Raw genomic sequence first — 17358 nt, forward strand, 5'->3', positions numbered from 1 at the left:
CCTCCCAGGGCAGGGGTCGGGTACGGCGGGTACGGCGCCGTTCCGGGGGCGGCCCCCGGGCGGGCGGCGGAACAGCGGTCGGCCGAGGCGCGGGTCAGCGGGCGGGTACGGGGCTGAACCGGACGGGCAGCCCGGACAGCCCCCTGAGCCAGGGCGAGGGCCGGCGCGTGAGGGACTCGGCGGGCACCGCCAGATCGATGTCCGGGAGCCGGTCCAGGACCACCTCGATACCGGTCCGGGCGATCACCTCGGCGATCTCCTGCGCGGGGAACGGGCAGCGGTGCTCGCCGTGACCGAAGGAGAAGTGCGCGTTGTTGCCGCCGGTCAGCGCGGAGGCGTCGGTCCTCACCTGCGGGTCGGAGTTGGCCCCTTGCAGACCGAGCAGCAGCAGATCACCGGCCTTGACGCGCCGGCCGCCGAGGTGCGTGTCGCGGGCGGCCCAGCGGCCCGCCACGTTCTGCGTCGGCGTGTCCTCCCACAGCACCTCGTTCATCGCCTCGGCGACGCTGTTGCGCCCGCCGAACAGGGAAGCGGCGAACCGGTCGTCCGTCAGCATCAGCCGCAGCGAGTTGCCGATCCAGTCGGCGGTCGGCTGGTGCCCGGCCGCCATCATCACCATCAGGTCCTGCGCGATCTCCTCGTCGCTGAACCCGCTCTCGTCGGCCAGCATCCGGGAGACCACGTCGGCCGCCGGCTCCTTCTTCCGGTCGGCCAGCAACTGCGCCATGGACGCGGCCAGATGGGCCTGTCCCGCCAGTGCCCGCTCCCGCCCGTCGATCATGTCGTTCAGGGCGGTGACCAGCCCCGGACCGTCCTCGTCCGGGAAGCCGTACAGCCGGGCCAGGACCCGTACCGGCAGCAGCATCGCGTACTGCGTGACCAGATCGGCCTCGCCCGCCGAGCACAGCGCGTCGATCAGTTCGTCCGCGAACCGCTCGGCGTGCGCCCGCAGTTCGAACGGGTCCACCTCCTCCAGCGCGTTGCTGACCATCGCCGCGCGCTGCCGGTGCCGTTCGCCGACCGTGTAGAGGATCGACGGCTGCTTGTGCCCGATCATCGGCAGCAGCGGCCAGTCCGCGGGGATGTTCTCCCACTGGTTCCACAGGTCGGAGTCCCGGCTGAACAGCACCGGGTCACCGGTCACCTGGTGCAGTTCCCGGTAGCCGAGCACCAGCCAGGCGGGGATGCCGCCGTCGAGCAGCACCGGCACGACGGCACCGTGGTCGCGCCGCATCTCCCGGTACAGACGGGCCGGTTCGGTCTGGAACCGGGGTCCGCTCAGCGGGACGGCGTCGGGCGTGGTCACACGAACTCCTGTCGGGGCAGGACCGTCCGCGCGGACGGGTCGGCGTACCGGTTCTTCACGTGCTGCACCAGAGTGATCAGCACCTGCTTGCCCGACTCCCGGGAGCGGGCGTCGCAGTCGACCAGCGGCACCTGCGGGTCCAGGTCGAGGGCCTCGCGGACGTCCGCGCCGGCGCGGACCGGGCCGCCGAAGTCGTTGCAGGCCACGATGAACGGCGTGCCGTGGTGCTCCAGCCGGTCGATGGCGTACCAGGAGTCGTCGATGCGCCGGGTGTCCACCAGGACGACCGCCCCGAGCGTGCCGGAGAACAGCCGGTCCCACAGGAACCAGAACCGCTCCTGGCCCGGCGCGCCGAACAGGTACAGCACATTGCGGGCGTCCAGGCTGATGCGGCCGAAGTCGAAGGCGACGGTGGTGCCGGACTTGCCGCGCACCTGGCGGATGTCGTCCACCGTCGCACCGGCCTGCGTCATCGTCTCCTCGGTGTTGAGGGGGCGGATCTCGCTGACCGAGCGGACCAGCGTGGTCTTGCCGACGCCGAAACCGCCCACGACCACGATCTTGAAGCCCTGGTCGGCGGTGGCACCCAACGGGGTGCGCGCGGGAGTGCGCGCGTCAGAGGTTGCGGAGTCCAACGAGCACCTGCTCCAGGATGTCGGGATCGGTAATGGCCGGTCTGCTCGGATGCCGGGCGCTGACCCGGCCCGCCGCCAGCAGATCGCACAGCAGCACCTTGGTGATGCCCACGGGCAGTCGCAGTTCGGCGGCGATCTCCGCCACCGAGGCGGGCAACCGGGTCAGCTCCAGGATCGCCACGTGCTCCGACTGCATGCCGGCCGCCGGCTCCGACTCGGCGACCACGAGGGTGACCAGGTCGAAGGGGTTGTCGGGGTCGGTGCGGGTGCGTCCCTGGGTGATGGTGTACAGCCGGTCGGGGGCGTCGTCCCGGCCCGGGCGGTTGATGCCCGGACGGTCCAGGTCCCGTCGGCCCGGGTCCGGTCGGCTCATGACGTGCGGGGCGGAGCGGTGAGGTGCTCGCCGAGCTGCTCCACCAGCTCGCTCATGTTGTGCCCGATGACGCCGGCGTCCGCGTCCTCCGTGGCGATCACGGCCAGATGGGCGCCGGCGCCCGCCTCCACGATGAACAGCACACCGCCGTAGAACTCCGTCATCGCCGAACGCACACCGCCGCTGCCGTCGCCGAACTCCACGGACGCGCCGTGCGACAGCGACTGGATGCCGGCGGCGATCGCGGCGAGCTGGTCCGCCTGGTCGACGCTCAGCTCCGGCGTACGGCACAGCTTCAGCCCGTCCCGGGACAGCACGAGCGCGTGCCGGGCCCCCGGGGTCCTCTCCAGCAGGCCCTCCAGGAGCCAGGTGAGCTTGTCGTCGGCGGTGGTCGGGCCGGTCATGAAGTGGTGTCGCCTTCCGGGTACGCGTGCGGGGGAGAGGGGGCGGGGGAGCCCTGGTCGTCGGCGCCGTGCGAGGAGTCGCCGGCCGGCACACCGTCGTCCGGGGGCGGGGTGGCTGCTCGCTCGTCCGGCGCCGTGGTGTGCGAGGGGTCGGTGGTGTGGTTCCGGGACCGGTCTGCGGTGGGGTCGGTACGGCGGGTGCCCGGTGCGGACGGGCGTACCGCCTGCCGGAAGCTGCTGAAGCGGGCGGCGCGGGTCCTGCCCACGTCGGAGGCCGGGGCGGTGCCGGGTACGTCGGCGGCCGGTGACGTGCGGTGGCGCGTGCTGTCCGGTGCGGTGTCGTGCTCGGCCGTGTGCGTCGCGGTGCCGTGCGCGGCAGATGTGGGTGCCGTCGCGGTGCCGTGCTGTGCGTCGTGTGGTGCGGTGTCGTGCTCGGGGGCGGCCGTTGGCGTGCGGTGCTCGGCCGTGTCCGTCGCGGTGCCGTGCGCGGCAGAGGTCGGCGCGGAGCGGGGTATGTCGGTGTTCGGCGCGGTGCCGGGGTCCGAAGTTCCCCGGGGCGTAAGGTGCTTGGGCGTTTCCGGCGCCGTCCGGGCGCGTTCCGCTCGGGCGAGGGTGCGGCCCCGGCGACGCCTGGGCAGACCGGCCGGACCCTCCTCCGTCGCCCCGGCGGACTCATGGACGACGGCGGTGTCCACGGCGGCCGGTGCCGGCGCGGACGGGCCGCTCTCCGGTCGCGGGGCCGCGGCGGCCGGATCGGCGGGTGCGGAGGCGGGGCTGGTCAGGATCTCCTGCGGGATGAGCAGCAGCACGCCCGTGCCGCCGCGCGCCGACGGCCGGAACGACACCTTGAGCCCGTGCTTGCGGGCGAGCCGGCCGACCACGGCGAGTCCGAGCCGGGTGCCGGTCAGACCGCCCAGTTCGGAGACGTCACCGGAGACCGCCCGCTCGGCGCGGCGCAGCTGCACCTCACCCATCACCAGCCCGCTGTCCTCCACGGACACGATGACCCCGGCCGGCACCTCCTCCACGTAGACGTGGACCTCGGCGGTCGGCGGCGAGAAGTTCGCGGCGTTGTCGAGGAGTTCGGCGAGCGCGTGCATCACGCCCTCGGCGGCGTGCCCGGCTACGGCGGCCTCGCTGACCGAGTGCACCCGCACCCGCCGGTACCCGGCGATCCGCCCCATCGCGCCGCGCAGGATCGACTCCATCCCGATCGGCCGCGCCCAGCGGCGGCCCGAACGCGCCCCGGTGAGCACGGCGATGGAGTCCGCGAGCCGGCCGGCCTGGGCGGTGCGGTGGTCGAGATGGAGCAGGTCGGCCAGCACGTCCTCGTCGGTGTGCCGGTCCTCCATCGCGCGCAGGTCGGCGAGGGTCGCGGTGGCGAGGGCCTGCATCCGGGCGGCGGCGTTGGAGGTCGCGGCGACCGCGGCCGCCCGTTCGCGCCGGGCGCGCTCCAACTCGCCCGAGAGACGGGCGTTCTCCTTCGCGAGCCGCTCCAGCTCCCGCGCGCCGTCCTCTTCGAGACGCGCGCGTTCGGCCGCGAACGAATCCGTGAACTCGGTCCGCTGCTGTGCGAGTTCGTCGATGAGCCGCTGCTGCTCCCGGCGCGCCTCCTCGGCCGTACGGGCCTGCTGCTGGAGCAGCCGACCGACGTCCTCGGTGACGCTCTCCAGCCTGCGCCGGGTGCCGCGCGCGATTCGCAGGGCGTGCGCGGCCGTGGCCACCGCCGCGCTGAGCACGACCGCGGCCGCGCCCGCGCCCGCGGCGAGCGGGGTGCGCACCGAGTCCGGCGCCGCCGCCACGGCCGCGCAGACCACGAGCGCCGACAGCGCACCGGTCACGACGAGGGCGGAGACGAACGTACGGAGGGAAGGTCGGTCGCCGGGATGCGTGGGCGCGGTCATCGGTCCGGTCTGATCCTTGCGGCGGAGACGGCAGGCTGGGCGGGACTGGCAGGAACATCGGGCGGTGCGACGTGACACCGGTGGTGAACTGACGGTCACTATACGAGAGTTCGTGATCGAAACAGAAAGGTTCCGTGTTCGTTCCGGACCGCGGCCCCGGACATGCCTGTGTCCGAGGACGTTTCCGCGGGTGTGCCGGTTGCCTCCCGGCCCCCTGTTTTCCGCGCCGTACGCCTGTGGGTCTTCCCACACCGGCGTGCCCCCGCGGCGGATCTTGACGCCCGCCTCCGGGCTCGCTGGACTGCACGGAGGGCGGGTCGGACCGGAGCGTTCCGTACATCCGTACGATGGCGCCTGAAGTGGACGGATGACGGACGAAACGCCTCGCACGGTCGGACCGCCGGGAGCGAGGCGAAGGGGGCGATGCGCATGACGGGGGACCCGACGGCGACGGGCTGCCGTGCCTCATGACCGCTGAAGGGCGCACCCCGCGAGTCCGCCCGCCGCTCGCGCGGCTCGCCCGGTTCACCGGACGGACACTGTCGGGCGAGTGGCACGCCATCGTCGTCGACCCGGTGCGGCGGCTCGTGCGGCGCGGACTGTCCGGGCTGCTGCTGGCCTTCGTCGCCGCGTTCGGCGTCATCTTCTTCCACGACATCGCCCAGCACCCCACGGGAGCGCTGTGGGTGGAGCGGCTCGGCGGGGTCCGGGCCGAGCTGCCGCTGTGGCTGTCCCTGCTCCGCACCCCCGTGTCGCTGTACGTCCCCGCGCTCGACCTGCCGGTCTGGGCGGGCATCACCCAGCTGTTCCTCGCCTTCGCCCTCGCCGAACTGGCCCTGGGCCGGGCCCGGACCCTGGTGATCGCCTACGCCACCACCCTGGCCGGCACCCTCACCGCCCGCCTGATGATCGCGCTGGGGCCCGGCTGGTGGGGGTTCGGGCTGCCGCCCGAGGCCGGGCGGGTCCTGGACACCGGGCCCTCCGCGGCCGTGGTCGGCCTGTTCACCTATCTCTCGGTGGTCCGGCGCGCGCCCGTGGTGTTCACGCTGACCGGCGGCTCGATGGTCTGGGAGTCCATCGCCGTCCCCAACCTGGCCGGCCGCGAGCACCTGATCGCGGTGGCCGCGGCCATCGTCCTCGGTCTGCTGCACGGCCGGGGGGAGCGGTTCCGCTCCGTCCTGCGGTCCCTCTGGCCCACGCGTCGACGGCACTCCCGCACCGCCCCGCCCGCCCCCGGTCCCACCCTGCCGGCCGAGCGCCCCGGAAATACCCATGCAAAGGTCCCGTCACATTTCCTCGAACGCTAGTCCGGCTCGGTGGAATCAGCAGAAACCTTTTCCGGGAAATACCTGCTTCGACCACCTGCTCTTCCGTGAGGACGGCGAGCCGGCCGAGGGCATCTGGGAATGCTGGACCACCCTCAGCGCGCTCGCCGAGGCCACCTCCCGTATTCAACTCGGAACGCTCGTCCTGTGCACCGCTTTCCGGAATACCGCCGTCCTTGCGAAAATGGCGGTGACGCTCGACTCGATCAGCACGCCCGCGCCCGCCGGCTCATTCTCGGACTGGGCGCCGGCTGGCACCGGCCGGAATTCGAGGCGTTCGGCATCGATTTCGATCACCGCGTGGCCCGCTTCGAGGAAGCCGTGCACATGATCGCGTCACTGCTGCGCACCGGAAAGGCGGAATTCGACGGCCGTTACTCGTGGGCCCACGGCGGCGAACTCCGTCCGCGCGGGGTGCGGCCGGGCGGCCCGCCCCTGCTGATCGGCGGCACCGGCCCCCGCATGCTCCGGGCGACCGCCCGCCACGCCGATCTGTGGAACGGCTGCTGGTTCGGGGACCCGGCCGGCTTCGCACCCGCTCTGCACACCGTGCGCGAGGCCTGCGCCGCCGTCGGCCGCGACCCGGCCACCCTGCGGATCACCGCCGGGGTGAACGTCGTACCCACCGCCCGCGCGGAACCGCCGGACCCGCGGCGGCCCGTCCTCGGCGGCACCCCCGCCGACCTGGCCGCGGGCCTCGCCGGCTACCGCGATTCGGCGTCGACCACCTCGTCTGCAACCTCAACCCCCACCACGCGGCGGCGCAGCGCGCCCTCACCGAGGCCCTCCGGCGCTACCGGAGCGAGCCGGACCCGACCGAGGAGGAACCCGTTCCATGACCTGGACGACCTGTACGACCTGATCGCCGAGGCCCTCACCGCGCACCTGGCCGCGTCCGTGCGCTACCCGGACCACCTGGCGCTGCCCGGCTTCCACATCTGGCTGGAGGCCGCCATCTTCACCCGGCCCCGGGCACCCGTGCACTTCGACATCCAGCACCAGGCCTTCGACTGGCCCCCGGGCACCGACACCGACCGCCTGCTCTCGTTCGCCCTGCCCCTGAGGGTGCCCGCGGCCGGCGGCGGACTGAACCTGTGGGAGGCGACGTACCAGGACTTCCGCCGCTCACTGGCACGCGGCTGGGTGGTGAGCGCCGCCGACCTGCAACGCTTCCACGCCCGGCGGTACGTCCCCTGCACACCCGGCCGGCTCTACGTGCACTCCGGGCACGTCCTGCACCAGGTCGCACCCAGCGCCGGCGTGCGCGCCGGCGACGAACGCCTCACCCTCCAGGGCCACGGCGTCTGGTGCGCCGACCACTGGCAGCTCTACTGGTGAAGCCATGACCGTACTCACCCCCGCCGACCTCGACGACTTCACCGAGCGCGGCGACTGCGTGCTGCGCGGCGCGTTCGACGAGCGCCGCGCCGCCCCGGTCCGGGACGCCGTCTGGCGGCGCATGCGGGACAAGGCCGGCATCGACCGCGCCGACCCACGCACCTGGCCCGCCGTGTACGACATCGAGGAACGGCTCGACCTGTCCGAGGTCCGCGCCTGCTTCCCCGACGTGCTCGCGCGGGCCGTCGAGGAACTGGTCGGACCGGGCCGCTGGCGCGGCGAGCGGGACTGGGGATTCTGGCCGGTGAACTTCGCCCACGGAGCGGACCGGCCGGCGGGGGCCGTGCCCGTGGAGGGCTGGCACGTCGACGGCAACTGGTTCCGGCACACCCTCGACGCACCCCACCAGGGGCTCCTCCTGATCGGCCTGTTCTCCGACATCGCGCCCACCGGCGGCGGCACCCTGGCCGCCGAAGGCAGCCACCGCCGTACCGCCCACGTCCTCGCCCCCCACCCCGGAGGGCTCGGCCACCGCGAGCTGTTCGACCTCGTCCTGGCCGAAGCCCTCGGCAACATCACCGAACTCACCGGCAGCGCCGGGGACGTCGTCCTGGCCCACCCCTTCCTCTTTCACACCCGCGGCTGCAAACACACCGGACCGCCCCGCTTCATCAGCAACACCGAGGAGGGCCTCACCGCACCCCTGCGCCTCCACAGCGGCGACGACCGGGCCCGTTCCGTACTGGAGCGATCCATCCGCTCCGCCCTCGCCGCGCCCGCGCCGGCCTTCCCCGGGGGACTGCGCTGCCGCTTCTGACCCGCCCGGCCCGGCGCGCCCGTGTGGCGCCGCCCACCCCGTCAGTGTGATGGTTTTCGCACATCGACCCGTGCGGGCACCCCCTAGGGTGGCCGCGAGTACGGCAGGCGTGGCTGACACCAGGGTGTTCGTCGCCGGCAGGCAGCTGAAGGGAATCCATGATGTTCCGCAAGGTGCTGGTCGCCAACCGTGGAGAGATCGCGATCCGCGCGTTCCGGGCGGGCTACGAACTCGGCGCGCGCACCGTCGCCGTGTTCCCGCACGAGGACCGCAACTCGCTGCACCGGCTGAAGGCCGACGAGGCGTACGAGATCGGGGAGCCGGGGCACCCGGTGCGGGCCTACCTCTCCGTCGAGGAGATCGTGGGCGCCGCCCGCCGGGCGGGCGCCGACGCCGTCTACCCGGGGTACGGCTTCCTGTCCGAGAACCCCGAACTGGCCCGCGCCTGCGAGGAAGCCGGCATCACCTTCGTCGGCCCCAGCGCGGCCACCCTGGAGCTGACCGGCAACAAGGCCCGCGCGGTAGCCGCCGCCCGCGCCGCGGGCGTCCCCGTTCTCGGCTCCTCCCAGCCCTCCACCGACGTGGACGAACTGGCGCGTGCCGCCGAGGAGATCGGCTTCCCGGTCTTCGTGAAGGCGGTCGCCGGCGGCGGCGGGCGCGGCATGCGCCGCGTGGAGGACCCGGCCCAGCTCCGCGAGTCCATCGAGGCCGCCTCCCGCGAGGCCGCCTCCGCGTTCGGCGACCCGACTGTCTTCCTGGAGAAGGCCGTCGTGGAGCCCCGCCACATCGAGGTGCAGATCCTCGCCGACGGCGAGGGCAACGTCATCCACCTCTTCGAGCGGGACTGCTCGGTGCAGCGCCGCCACCAGAAGGTCATCGAGCTGGCCCCCGCGCCCAACCTGGACCCGGAGCTGCGCGACCGGATCTGCGCCGACGCCGTCCGCTTCGCCCGCGAGATCGGTTACCGCAACGCCGGCACGGTCGAGTTCCTCCTCGACCGCGACGGCAACCACGTGTTCATCGAGATGAACCCGCGCATCCAGGTCGAGCACACCGTCACCGAGGAGGTCACCGACGTCGACCTGGTCCAGGCCCAGATGCGGATCGCCTCCGGCGAGACCCTCGCCGGCCTCGGCCTCTCCCAGGACACGGTCACCCTGCGCGGCGCCGCCCTCCAGTGCCGCATCACCACCGAGGACCCCGCCAACGGCTTCCGCCCGGACACCGGCCGGATCAGCGCCTACCGCTCCCCGGGCGGCTCCGGCATCCGCCTCGACGGCGGCACCACCCACGCCGGTACGGAGATCAGCGCGCACTTCGACTCGATGCTGGTCAAGCTCACCTGCCGGGGCCGCGACTTCCAGGCGGCCATCGGCCGGGCCCGGCGCGCGGTCGCCGAGTTCCGCATCCGTGGCGTGGCCACCAACATCCCGTTCCTCCAGGCGGTCCTCGACGACCCCGACTTCCAGGCCGGCCGGGTCACCACCTCCTTCATCGAGCAGCGCCCGCACCTGCTCACCGCCCGCTCCTCCGCCGACCGCGGCACCAAGCTGCTCACCTACCTCGCCGACGTGACGGTGAACCAGCCGCACGGACGGCGGCCCGACCTGCTCGACCCGCTGACCAAGCTGCCGCCGCTGCCCGCCGGCGAGCCGCCCGCCGGCTCCCGCCAGCTCCTCGTGGACCTCGGCCCCGAGGGCTTCGCCCGGCACCTGCGCCAGTCGCCGACCATCGGCGTCACCGACACCACCTTCCGCGACGCCCACCAGTCCCTGCTCGCGACCCGGGTGCGCACCAAGGACCTCCTCGCCGTCGCCCCGGTCGTCGCCCGTACCCTGCCGCAGCTGCTGTCCCTGGAGTGCTGGGGCGGCGCCACCTACGACGTGGCGCTGCGCTTCCTCGCCGAGGACCCCTGGGAGCGGCTGGCCGCCCTGCGCGAGGCCGTCCCCAACATCTGCCTCCAGATGCTGCTGCGCGGGCGCAACACCGTCGGCTACACGCCGTACCCGACCGAGGTGACCGACGCCTTCGTGCAGGAGGCCGCCGCCACCGGCATCGACATCTTCCGCATCTTCGACGCCCTCAACGACGTCGGCCAGATGCGGCCCGCCATCGACGCCGTACGCGAGACGGGCACCGCGATCGCCGAGGTCGCCCTCTGCTACACCGCGGACCTGAGCGACCCGTCGGAGCGCCTCTACACCCTCGACTACTACCTGCGCCTCGCCGAGCAGATCGTCGAGGCCGGCGCCCACGTCCTCGCCATCAAGGACATGGCCGGCCTGCTGCGCGCCCCGGCCGCCGCCAAGCTCGTCTCGGCGCTGCGCCGCGAGTTCGACCTGCCCGTGCACCTGCACACGCACGACACCGCCGGCGGTCAGCTCGCCACCTACCTCGCCGCGATCCAGGCCGGCGCCGACGCCGTCGACGGCGCGGTGGCCTCCATGGCCGGTACGACCTCCCAGCCGTCGCTGTCGGCGATCGTCGCCGCCACCGACCACTCCGACCGGCCCACCGGCCTGGACCTCCAGGCGGTCGGCGACCTGGAGCCGTACTGGGAGGGCGTCCGGAAGATCTACGCCCCCTTCGAAGCCGGCCTCGCCTCCCCGACCGGGCGCGTCTACCACCACGAGATCCCCGGCGGCCAGCTGTCCAACCTGCGCACCCAGGCCGTCGCCCTCGGCCTCGGCGACCGCTTCGAGGACATCGAGGCGATGTACGCCGCCGCCGACCGCATCCTCGGCCGGCTGGTGAAGGTCACCCCGTCCTCCAAGGTCGTCGGGGACCTGGCCCTGCACCTGGTGGGCGCCGGGGTCTCCCCGGACGCGTTCGAGGCGACCCCCGACAAGTTCGACATCCCCGACTCGGTGATCGGCTTCCTGCGCGGCGAGCTGGGCACCCCGCCCGGCGGCTGGCCCGAGCCGTTCCGCACCAAGGCGCTCCAGGGGCGGGCGGCAGCCAAGCCCGTGCCCGAGCTGTCCGCCGAGGACCGTGAGGGGCTGGCGAAGGACCGGCGGGCCACCCTCAACCGGCTGCTGTTCCCCGGGCCGACCCGCGAGTTCGAGACGCACCGCCAGTCCTTCGGCGACACCAGCGTCCTCGACAGCAAGGCGTTCTTCTACGGCCTGCGCCCGGCCAAGGAGTACGCCGTCGACCTGGAGCCCGGCGTCCGGCTGCTGATCGAGCTCCAGGCGATCGGCGAGGCCGACGAGCGGGGCATGCGGACCGTGATGTCCACGCTCAACGGCCAGCTGCGGCCCATCCAGGTCCGTGACCGTGCGGCGGCCTCCGACATCCCGGTCACGGAGAAGGCGGACCGCTCCAACCCGGGCCATGTCGCGGCACCCTTCGCCGGTGTGGTGACCCTGGCCGTCGCCGAGGGCGACGAGGTGGCGGCGGGTGCCACGATCGCCACCATCGAGGCCATGAAGATGGAAGCCACGATCACGGCCCCCAAGGCGGGCCGCGTCTCCCGCCTCGCCATCAACCGCATCCAACAGGTGGAAGGCGGCGACCTCCTGGCGGAACTGACCTGACACCACCGACCCCGCCGCCCCGGCCGGGCTCCGGGGCGGCGGGCACTTGGGGGGGTGCCGCACGGGCGCGACCGTCGGCAGACGGCTTCCCACGCCTGGCCGCCCGCGGGCGCCGCTGTCCGGGCGCGGGCGGGGTGCAGGGCGTCGAGTCGGACCCGGCACTGGTCCACTGTGAGTCGGACCCGGCGCTGCCCCAGCCTCCGCTACCCCCGGCCGATGAGGTGGCGCAGGCGGGCGAGGAGGAGGTTCGGGTCGTGCCGGGTGGTGGACGCGGCGCTCGGGACGTACACGGTTCGGCCGCGGACGGCCACGGAGGACGGGTTGGACAGACCGTCCCGTGCGGTGAGCACGGTCGTCACGGTGCCGTCCGCGCTGACCAGGACGACCCTGTTGCCGGTGTTCAGCGCGGCCAGCACGCTCCTTCCGTGGCCGGGAAACGCGAAGTCGTCGATGCCCGCGAGTCCGTCGGCCCGGGTCTCGACGGGTCCGGCGGCGCCGTCCGGGAGCACCGGGATGCGCAGCAGCGTGCCCCGGTCGGTGTTGGACACCCACACGGCGTCCCGGCGCACCTTGACGCCGTTGGCGCCGAAGCCGCGCGCCGGCGCCGCCGGGAGCGGAGCGAGCGCCGCGCCCTTCGCCCACGCCGTGGCCGAGCCGCCCGCCTGCGGGACGCGCCAGACGGTGCCACGTGCCGAGTCGGCGACGTAGAGCACGCCCCGCTGCTCGTCGAGGGCCAGCCCGTTGGGCAGCCCGTCGGCCGGCAGCGCGGCGATCTGCTCTGGCGCGTCGCCGGGGGAGAGGCGCCAGACGCCGGTCGCGCTGGTGCCGGTGGCGTAGTTGACGTACAGCGTGCCGTCGTGGGCGCGGGCGATGCCGGTGACCACGGGACTGTGCAGCAGGGGCGTACGGGAGTGCGCGACGGCGGGCAGGGTGGCGCGGGTTTGGACGCGGCCGTCGTCGGTGACGTGGGCGATCTGCCGGGCGAAGGCGAAGGCCAGGTCGGCGGAGCCGTCGGGGCCGAGCGCGATGTTCTCGGGCGTCTGCCCGGCGGCCAGGTCGAGGTGCGCGAGGACGCGGGTGTCGGTGACGAGCGGCTCATGGGCTGCGGCTGGCGCGGCGATGAGGCCGAGCGCGAGCGCGGCCGCGGCGGCTCCGGTCAGACGCGGGCGGCGGGGGAGGCGGGGCATGTGACCTCTTCTCGGTCGGCGCGGGGGGCGCCGGCGTGCGGGGTCACACCAACATGGCGGGGGACGGGGCACCGGTGGCGGGAGCCGGGGCCGCGGGATCGCCCGCGCGGACCACCGGCACGCGCCGTACGAGGCACACCGGGACGTGCCGTACGAGGCACACCCGCACGCTCGCTACGAGGCACACCGGGTGACGGACCGCCCGGCCGCGGTCCGCGCGGGCCCTGTCAGTCCCAGAGCGGATACGTCATGACCTGCTTGAAGCCCTCCGGACGGCCCTCCTGGTAGGTGAGGCTGATCCGGCTGTAACGCTGCACGTCGGGGTGCTTCTTCCAGGGTTCGGTGTCGTCGAGCCGGACGGTCACCGGGTACGCGTGGAAGGAGCCGGCCGCGCAGTACGGCTTGCAGTCGTTGACCATGTTCATGCCTTCGGCGACCGCTCCCTCCGGACTCCACTTGGTCCAGTGGAGTCCGGTGAGGCGGCTGTTTCCGTCGCCGCAGGCCAGGATGAAGTCACCGGGGCGGACGGTGCGGTTCCACAGGCAGTCGACCAGGACCGGCTGCGACGTACCGGTGTGGGACGGCGACGTACCGGCGCGGGGCTGCGTCGCTGCGGTGCCCGGCGGACTGGCCGTCGCCGTGGTCATGGCCGCTGTCAGCAGGGCTCCCGCCGCGAGGGCGACCGCCGTTCCCGTCACTGATCCGCGCATGGTCGCTCCCACCCGTCGTGCTGTGTCCGACCGCGTGCACCCGACGCTACGACCGTCCCGCCGTTCGCACCAGTCGCGCAGGTCGGGCCGCGTGTCAGCCGTGCGAGACGGTCAGCCCGTAGAAGGCCACGCGGGCACCGTTGGTGGTGCTGTCCGAGGAGGACTGGTTGTAGGAGCCGGCCTTGAAGTACTGCTTGTACGGCTTGAAGGAGGACGGGATGGCGTAATGCGTGGTCGTGCCGTTCACGGTCAGGTCGATGGTGTTCCCGCCGGAGACGGCGATGGTGTAGCTCCAGGTCTTGCCGATGGACACGTGCCCGACGGGGTGCTGGGTCTGGCCGCCGGCCGGCGAGTCCTCGGTGCCGAGGACGATGTCCCCGCCCGCGCGGTAGTACAGCTCCACCAGCGGCTTGGTCGAGGAACCGCCGGAGCCGAGGTGGATCTGGCCGACGCAGACGTTCTTGGTCACGGACACCACGCGCAGGGTCGCGCTCATCCGGTGGCTGCCGCTGAGCGCCCAGTCGGCGGCGGAGCCGTCGCGGTTCATCTCGCGCAGCTCGGAGCGGGCGTACTTGGAGTTCGGTGTGGTGACGCCCTTCTCGGGCGCCCAGAACGTCATGGCGCCGTCGCGGGTGTCGGTGTAGAAGTACGCGTCCTGGTAGCCGTTCGCGCCCTGGAGCCGGGACGACGGGATGGTGGTGGGCTTGCCGGGGGAGCCGACGGGCTCCTGGAGCTGCCACACGGACAGGTCGAAGTTGCCGCCGGGTGCGACACGCGGGTCGGCCGCGTCGGCGCTGCCGGTGCCGAGGGCGGTGAGCGCGATGGCGAGGACGGCGGTGGTCGTCGCCGCGGGTATCCGGGATCGGGTCATGTGGGGGGTCCCTTCGTCGGACCGGATGAGGATCGAGCGCGAGTCCAAGTTCATGTACGTGAACGCTGGACTCATTCTTGTCCTCCGATGACCCGAGAAGGTAAAGGTCTGAACCAGACACGTCAAGAGTGGGCGGCCGACTCGCACGTCATCGTCGGTCCCTCACCAGGAGCCCTTCGGTGCCGCTCGGCATCCCTGGCCTCTCACCGCGCTGGTGCCGACGTCGTCGACCCGGTCGCAGTGCCAGTCGTTCCGGCCCGCCCGGTCCTCGATGTAGACGCCGTCGCCTTCGGTGATCTCAAAGACCTTGGCGCACCCCTCGCCCACGAGCGTGCCGGAGTGCTGGTCCTCGGAGGTGCCGGCGCAGTCGTAGTAGTAGGGCGGCGCGGGCGCGGCGACGGCGGCCGGGGCCGGGAGCGTCCCGCCGCCCGCTGCCAACAGGCCGACGCAGAGGACCGTCACGGTCCGGCGGCGCGTGGTGCGAGCGCGCATGAGGTGTCCCTTCCGGTGCTCGGCCGGGTGAGCGGGCGGGTGCTGCCCCGGTCCCGGCCCCACGCGGGAGCGTTCCACCCGGCCGACCGCCCTCACGCACCGCTCACCCGAACGAGGACGGCGGGTGGTCCCCTGCGCGCCACGGACCGTCAGGCAGCTCCCGGCCGCCAGCTGACCGTCCGTCACGAGGACGGGCTCGCGATGCGCAGCCGTGCCGCGGGGGTCGGTGCCGTGGTCCGGCCGTCACATGGACGGGCTCGCGATGCGCAGCGGTGCCGCGGGGGTCGGTGCGGCGGCCTCGGCCTCGCCGGTGGCGTCCGCCCACCAGTCGGCACCGTCCTCGACGTAGCGCAGCAGCACGCCCTCACGGATCGCCCAGGGGCAGACGACGGCCCGGGGCAGGCCCATGAGCTTCAGCGCCGTGTGCCCGACGACCGCTCCGGCCAGGCTCTGGGCGGCGCGCGGCGCGGAGATCCCGGGCAGCTGGGCGCGTTCGGCGGCGGGCAGCCCGGCGAGGGCGTGCACCGCCGCGCGCAGGTCCCGGCAGACCAGCTCCCGGTCCACGAAGGGACCGAACCGTCCCGGCGCGGCCCCGGACAACCGGGCCAGCTGCTGGAACGTACGGGACGTGACGGCGGCGGTGCGCGGACGTTCCCAGCGGATCCGCGAGGCCACGTCCCGCAGTTCATGGCGGACACGCCGGCGCAGCTCCTTCAACTCGCCCGGTCCGGGCGGATCCTGGACGCCCAGGTACTCCCGGGTCAGCCGGTTCGCGCCGAGCGGCAGGGACGCGGCGAAGTCGGGCAGCCGGCCCCGGCCGAAGGCCACCTCCAGCGAGCCGCCGCCGATGTCGAGCAGTGCCAGCGGCCCCGCCTTCCAGCCCAGCCAGCGGCGCGCCGCCAGGAAGGTCAGCTCGGCCTCCGTCTCACCGGGCAGGGTGCACATGCGGATGCCGGTGCCGGACGCCACCCGTTGCAGCACCTCGTGGCGGTTGGGGGCGCTGCGCACCACCGCGGTCGCGAAAGCCAGCGGGCCGGCCGCGTGCCACCGCCTGGCCGTGGCCCCCGCCGCCGCCACCGCCTTCACCAGTCGCTCCACCGCCTCGTCGGCGATGGTGCCGTCCGGGCCGACCTGTTCGGCCAGGCGGAGCTTCCACTTGACGGTGTGCACCGGCAGCGGAACACCACCCTCCACATCTGCGATCACCAATCGGACCGTGTTCGACCCCGCATCCACCACGCTCACCCGCATGGCCGGGGAGTACCCAGTTCACCGGCGGCCACCCTTCACCACAGGGGGCGTGCCGGCGCACAGCGCACCCGGCCGCGTGCCTCAGGAGCGGCTCGCGCGGCAGTCGGAGGCGGACCGGTGGCGTGAGGCGCACGGGCCGGGGGCCGGCGGAGGCCAGTGCAGTTGCCTTGAGCATCCGCCCACTTCACAGGGCTCCTCTGCGCTTCGGCCCCGCCGCCGTCACCCGCAGCTGCCAGGCCCCGGGATACACTGCCCCGCCCCACCCCGACCGGAGGTCATCTCAGTGTTCCCCGCACGGGTATGCGCCATTGCCCCGCTGGCTCTGGTGATTCTCGCCCTGTCCGGCTGCTCTTCCTGGGGCTGCACCGACACGATGGCGGAGCGCGGTAAGGCGGGTGTCAGGGTGCAGGTCGTGGACACGGATGGGCAGCCTCTCGGCGTCACCGCTGCGGTCGTTGACTGGAGCCTTGAGCCTCACCCGCAGGTGCCCTCCGAAGGTGACCGGGTCCACTTCCACTTCCGCTTCGACGGCGCCGATGGATATTCCGACCCCGCAGTGGACGCCTGCGCGGTCGACAAGGAGCGTGTGGCGTTGGGGTGTCAGAGGGTTTCCTCGTCCCAGGCGTTCGGGCCGGCCGACGATCCCCTCACGGGCGACGACTGGCTCGCCGTCGAGCACCCTGAGCAGGTTGCCGCAGTGTTGCTGATCCCCAATGACCAGTCCTACGACCGACGCACCTGTGAAGTGGACATCAAGGACGGTGGCGGGATGCATCCTCCGGAACCACCCAGCAGGGGGGACCAGTTGTAGGGAGGTCAAGCCGGTTGAGCGCGAGGCACGGGTCTGCCGGCGCCCCGGTGTCTGCGCTGTTTGGTGGTCTGGTTGTGTGCCCATCGCCCCGGTGCGGGACCGCGCTTCCTGGATGGCCTCCTTCCAGGCGTTGGTCAGCGTGCGCGCTGTGCGCTCCGCCAGGCACTCAGCCCGGTGACGGCCCGCAAGGCCTGTACGACGTCCCGCCGGCGCTCACCCACACCCGTGAGCAGCACGGTGAACTCCGGTTCCTCCACCCGACGCCCCCTGCCTGGCCCTGCCGCCCTCCGGCCGGCGTGTCCGAATCCCGGCCCTGTGCGTCCCGACGGCCCCACCGCTGTCCTTGAATGGTCACCCCCACGGTGGGGGCGAGCGGCGGCAGGTGACGGAGCAGATGC

Annotated in this window: 16 protein-coding genes; 6 read left to right on the forward strand and 10 right to left on the reverse strand. The window is 73.3% G+C overall.

What is annotated here, in order from left to right; genetic code table 11:
• Nucleotides 1-94 precede the first annotated feature (94 nt).
• The 5 genes from C3492_RS20280 to C3492_RS20300 are packed head-to-tail and all read right to left on the reverse strand — an operon-like array spanning nt 95 to nt 4622.
• Nucleotides 95-1306 (reverse strand): cytochrome P450, encoded by a 1212-nt coding sequence (locus C3492_RS20280; RefSeq protein WP_103813160.1) that lies wholly within the window; start codon nt 1304-1306, stop codon nt 95-97.
• Nucleotides 1303-1941, reverse strand: a complete 639-nt coding sequence (locus C3492_RS20285; RefSeq protein ID WP_258055776.1) for an ATP/GTP-binding protein — start codon at nt 1939-1941, stop codon at nt 1303-1305. The genes C3492_RS20280 and C3492_RS20285 overlap by 4 nt, the downstream gene beginning before the upstream one ends.
• A complete protein-coding gene (locus tag C3492_RS20290) occupies nt 1922-2269 on the reverse strand; it encodes a DUF742 domain-containing protein (protein ID WP_103813295.1) in 348 nt (115 codons plus the stop codon). The genes C3492_RS20285 and C3492_RS20290 overlap by 20 nt, the downstream gene beginning before the upstream one ends.
• 41 nt (nt 2270-2310) lie before the next feature.
• Complete coding sequence (locus C3492_RS20295; RefSeq protein ID WP_014676781.1) at nt 2311-2718, reverse strand: roadblock/LC7 domain-containing protein; 408 nt, start codon at nt 2716-2718, stop codon at nt 2311-2313.
• Nucleotides 2715-4622 carry an ATP-binding protein gene (locus C3492_RS20300; protein ID WP_103813162.1) on the reverse strand — a complete coding sequence of 636 codons (1908 nt, stop codon included), beginning with the start codon at nt 4620-4622 and terminating at the stop codon, nt 2715-2717. The genes C3492_RS20295 and C3492_RS20300 overlap by 4 nt, the downstream gene beginning before the upstream one ends.
• Nucleotides 4623-5089: 467 nt before the next feature.
• On the opposite strand from C3492_RS20300, the gene C3492_RS20305 reads away from it, so the two are divergent.
• The 5 genes from C3492_RS20305 to C3492_RS20325 all read left to right on the forward strand — a co-directional run bounded on the left by C3492_RS20305 (nt 5090) and on the right by C3492_RS20325 (nt 11638).
• Nucleotides 5090-5929, forward strand: a complete 840-nt coding sequence (locus C3492_RS20305) for a hypothetical protein (RefSeq protein WP_103813163.1) — start codon at nt 5090-5092, stop codon at nt 5927-5929.
• Nucleotides 5895-6278, forward strand: a complete 384-nt coding sequence (locus C3492_RS45120) for an LLM class flavin-dependent oxidoreductase (protein ID WP_219822082.1) — start codon at nt 5895-5897, stop codon at nt 6276-6278. Before C3492_RS20305 ends, C3492_RS45120 begins: the two co-directional genes overlap by 35 nt.
• Nucleotides 6230-7285 carry an LLM class flavin-dependent oxidoreductase gene (locus C3492_RS45125; RefSeq protein WP_258055792.1) on the forward strand — a complete coding sequence of 352 codons (1056 nt, stop codon included), beginning with the start codon at nt 6230-6232 and terminating at the stop codon, nt 7283-7285. Before C3492_RS45120 ends, C3492_RS45125 begins: the two co-directional genes overlap by 49 nt.
• Before the next feature lie 4 nt (nt 7286-7289).
• Nucleotides 7290-8102 (forward strand): hypothetical protein, encoded by an 813-nt coding sequence (locus C3492_RS20320; protein WP_103813165.1) that lies wholly within the window; start codon nt 7290-7292, stop codon nt 8100-8102.
• A gap of 161 nt (nt 8103-8263) precedes the next feature.
• Complete coding sequence (locus C3492_RS20325) at nt 8264-11638, forward strand: pyruvate carboxylase (RefSeq protein ID WP_103813166.1); 3375 nt, start codon at nt 8264-8266, stop codon at nt 11636-11638.
• Between the two features lie 203 nt (nt 11639-11841).
• On the opposite strand, the gene C3492_RS20330 is transcribed toward C3492_RS20325, so the two are convergent.
• From C3492_RS20330 to C3492_RS20350, 5 genes are all read right to left on the reverse strand, one after another.
• On the reverse strand, nt 11842-12825 hold the full coding sequence (locus C3492_RS20330; protein WP_103813167.1) for an SMP-30/gluconolactonase/LRE family protein: 984 nt from the start codon (nt 12823-12825) through the stop codon (nt 11842-11844).
• Nucleotides 12826-13052: 227 nt separating this feature from the next.
• Entirely contained in the window at nt 13053-13535 is a 483-nt protein-coding gene (locus C3492_RS20335) for a hypothetical protein (RefSeq protein ID WP_103813168.1), read from the reverse strand.
• Between the two features lie 94 nt (nt 13536-13629).
• Nucleotides 13630-14406: a polysaccharide lyase family 7 protein gene (locus C3492_RS20340; protein WP_103813296.1), complete on the reverse strand. Its 777-nt coding sequence runs from the start codon at nt 14404-14406 to the stop codon at nt 13630-13632.
• Nucleotides 14407-14568: 162 nt separating this feature from the next.
• Entirely contained in the window at nt 14569-14898 is a 330-nt protein-coding gene (locus tag C3492_RS20345) for a hypothetical protein (protein WP_103813169.1), read from the reverse strand.
• Nucleotides 14899-15141: 243 nt separating this feature from the next.
• Nucleotides 15142-16149, reverse strand: coding sequence for a Ppx/GppA family phosphatase (locus C3492_RS20350; RefSeq protein ID WP_181140467.1), 1008 nt, complete (start codon nt 16147-16149; stop codon nt 15142-15144).
• Nucleotides 16150-16432: 283 nt separating this feature from the next.
• Here C3492_RS20350 and C3492_RS20355 point away from each other — a divergent pair, with 283 nt between their 5' ends.
• Nucleotides 16433-16960 (forward strand): hypothetical protein, encoded by a 528-nt coding sequence (locus C3492_RS20355; RefSeq protein WP_219822083.1) that lies wholly within the window; start codon nt 16433-16435, stop codon nt 16958-16960.
• Nucleotides 16961-17358: the final 398 nt, after the last annotated feature.

Origin of the sequence: Streptomyces sp. Ru62, assembly GCF_002920615.1 — a bacterium.
Lineage (GTDB): Bacteria > Actinomycetota > Actinomycetes > Streptomycetales > Streptomycetaceae > Streptomyces.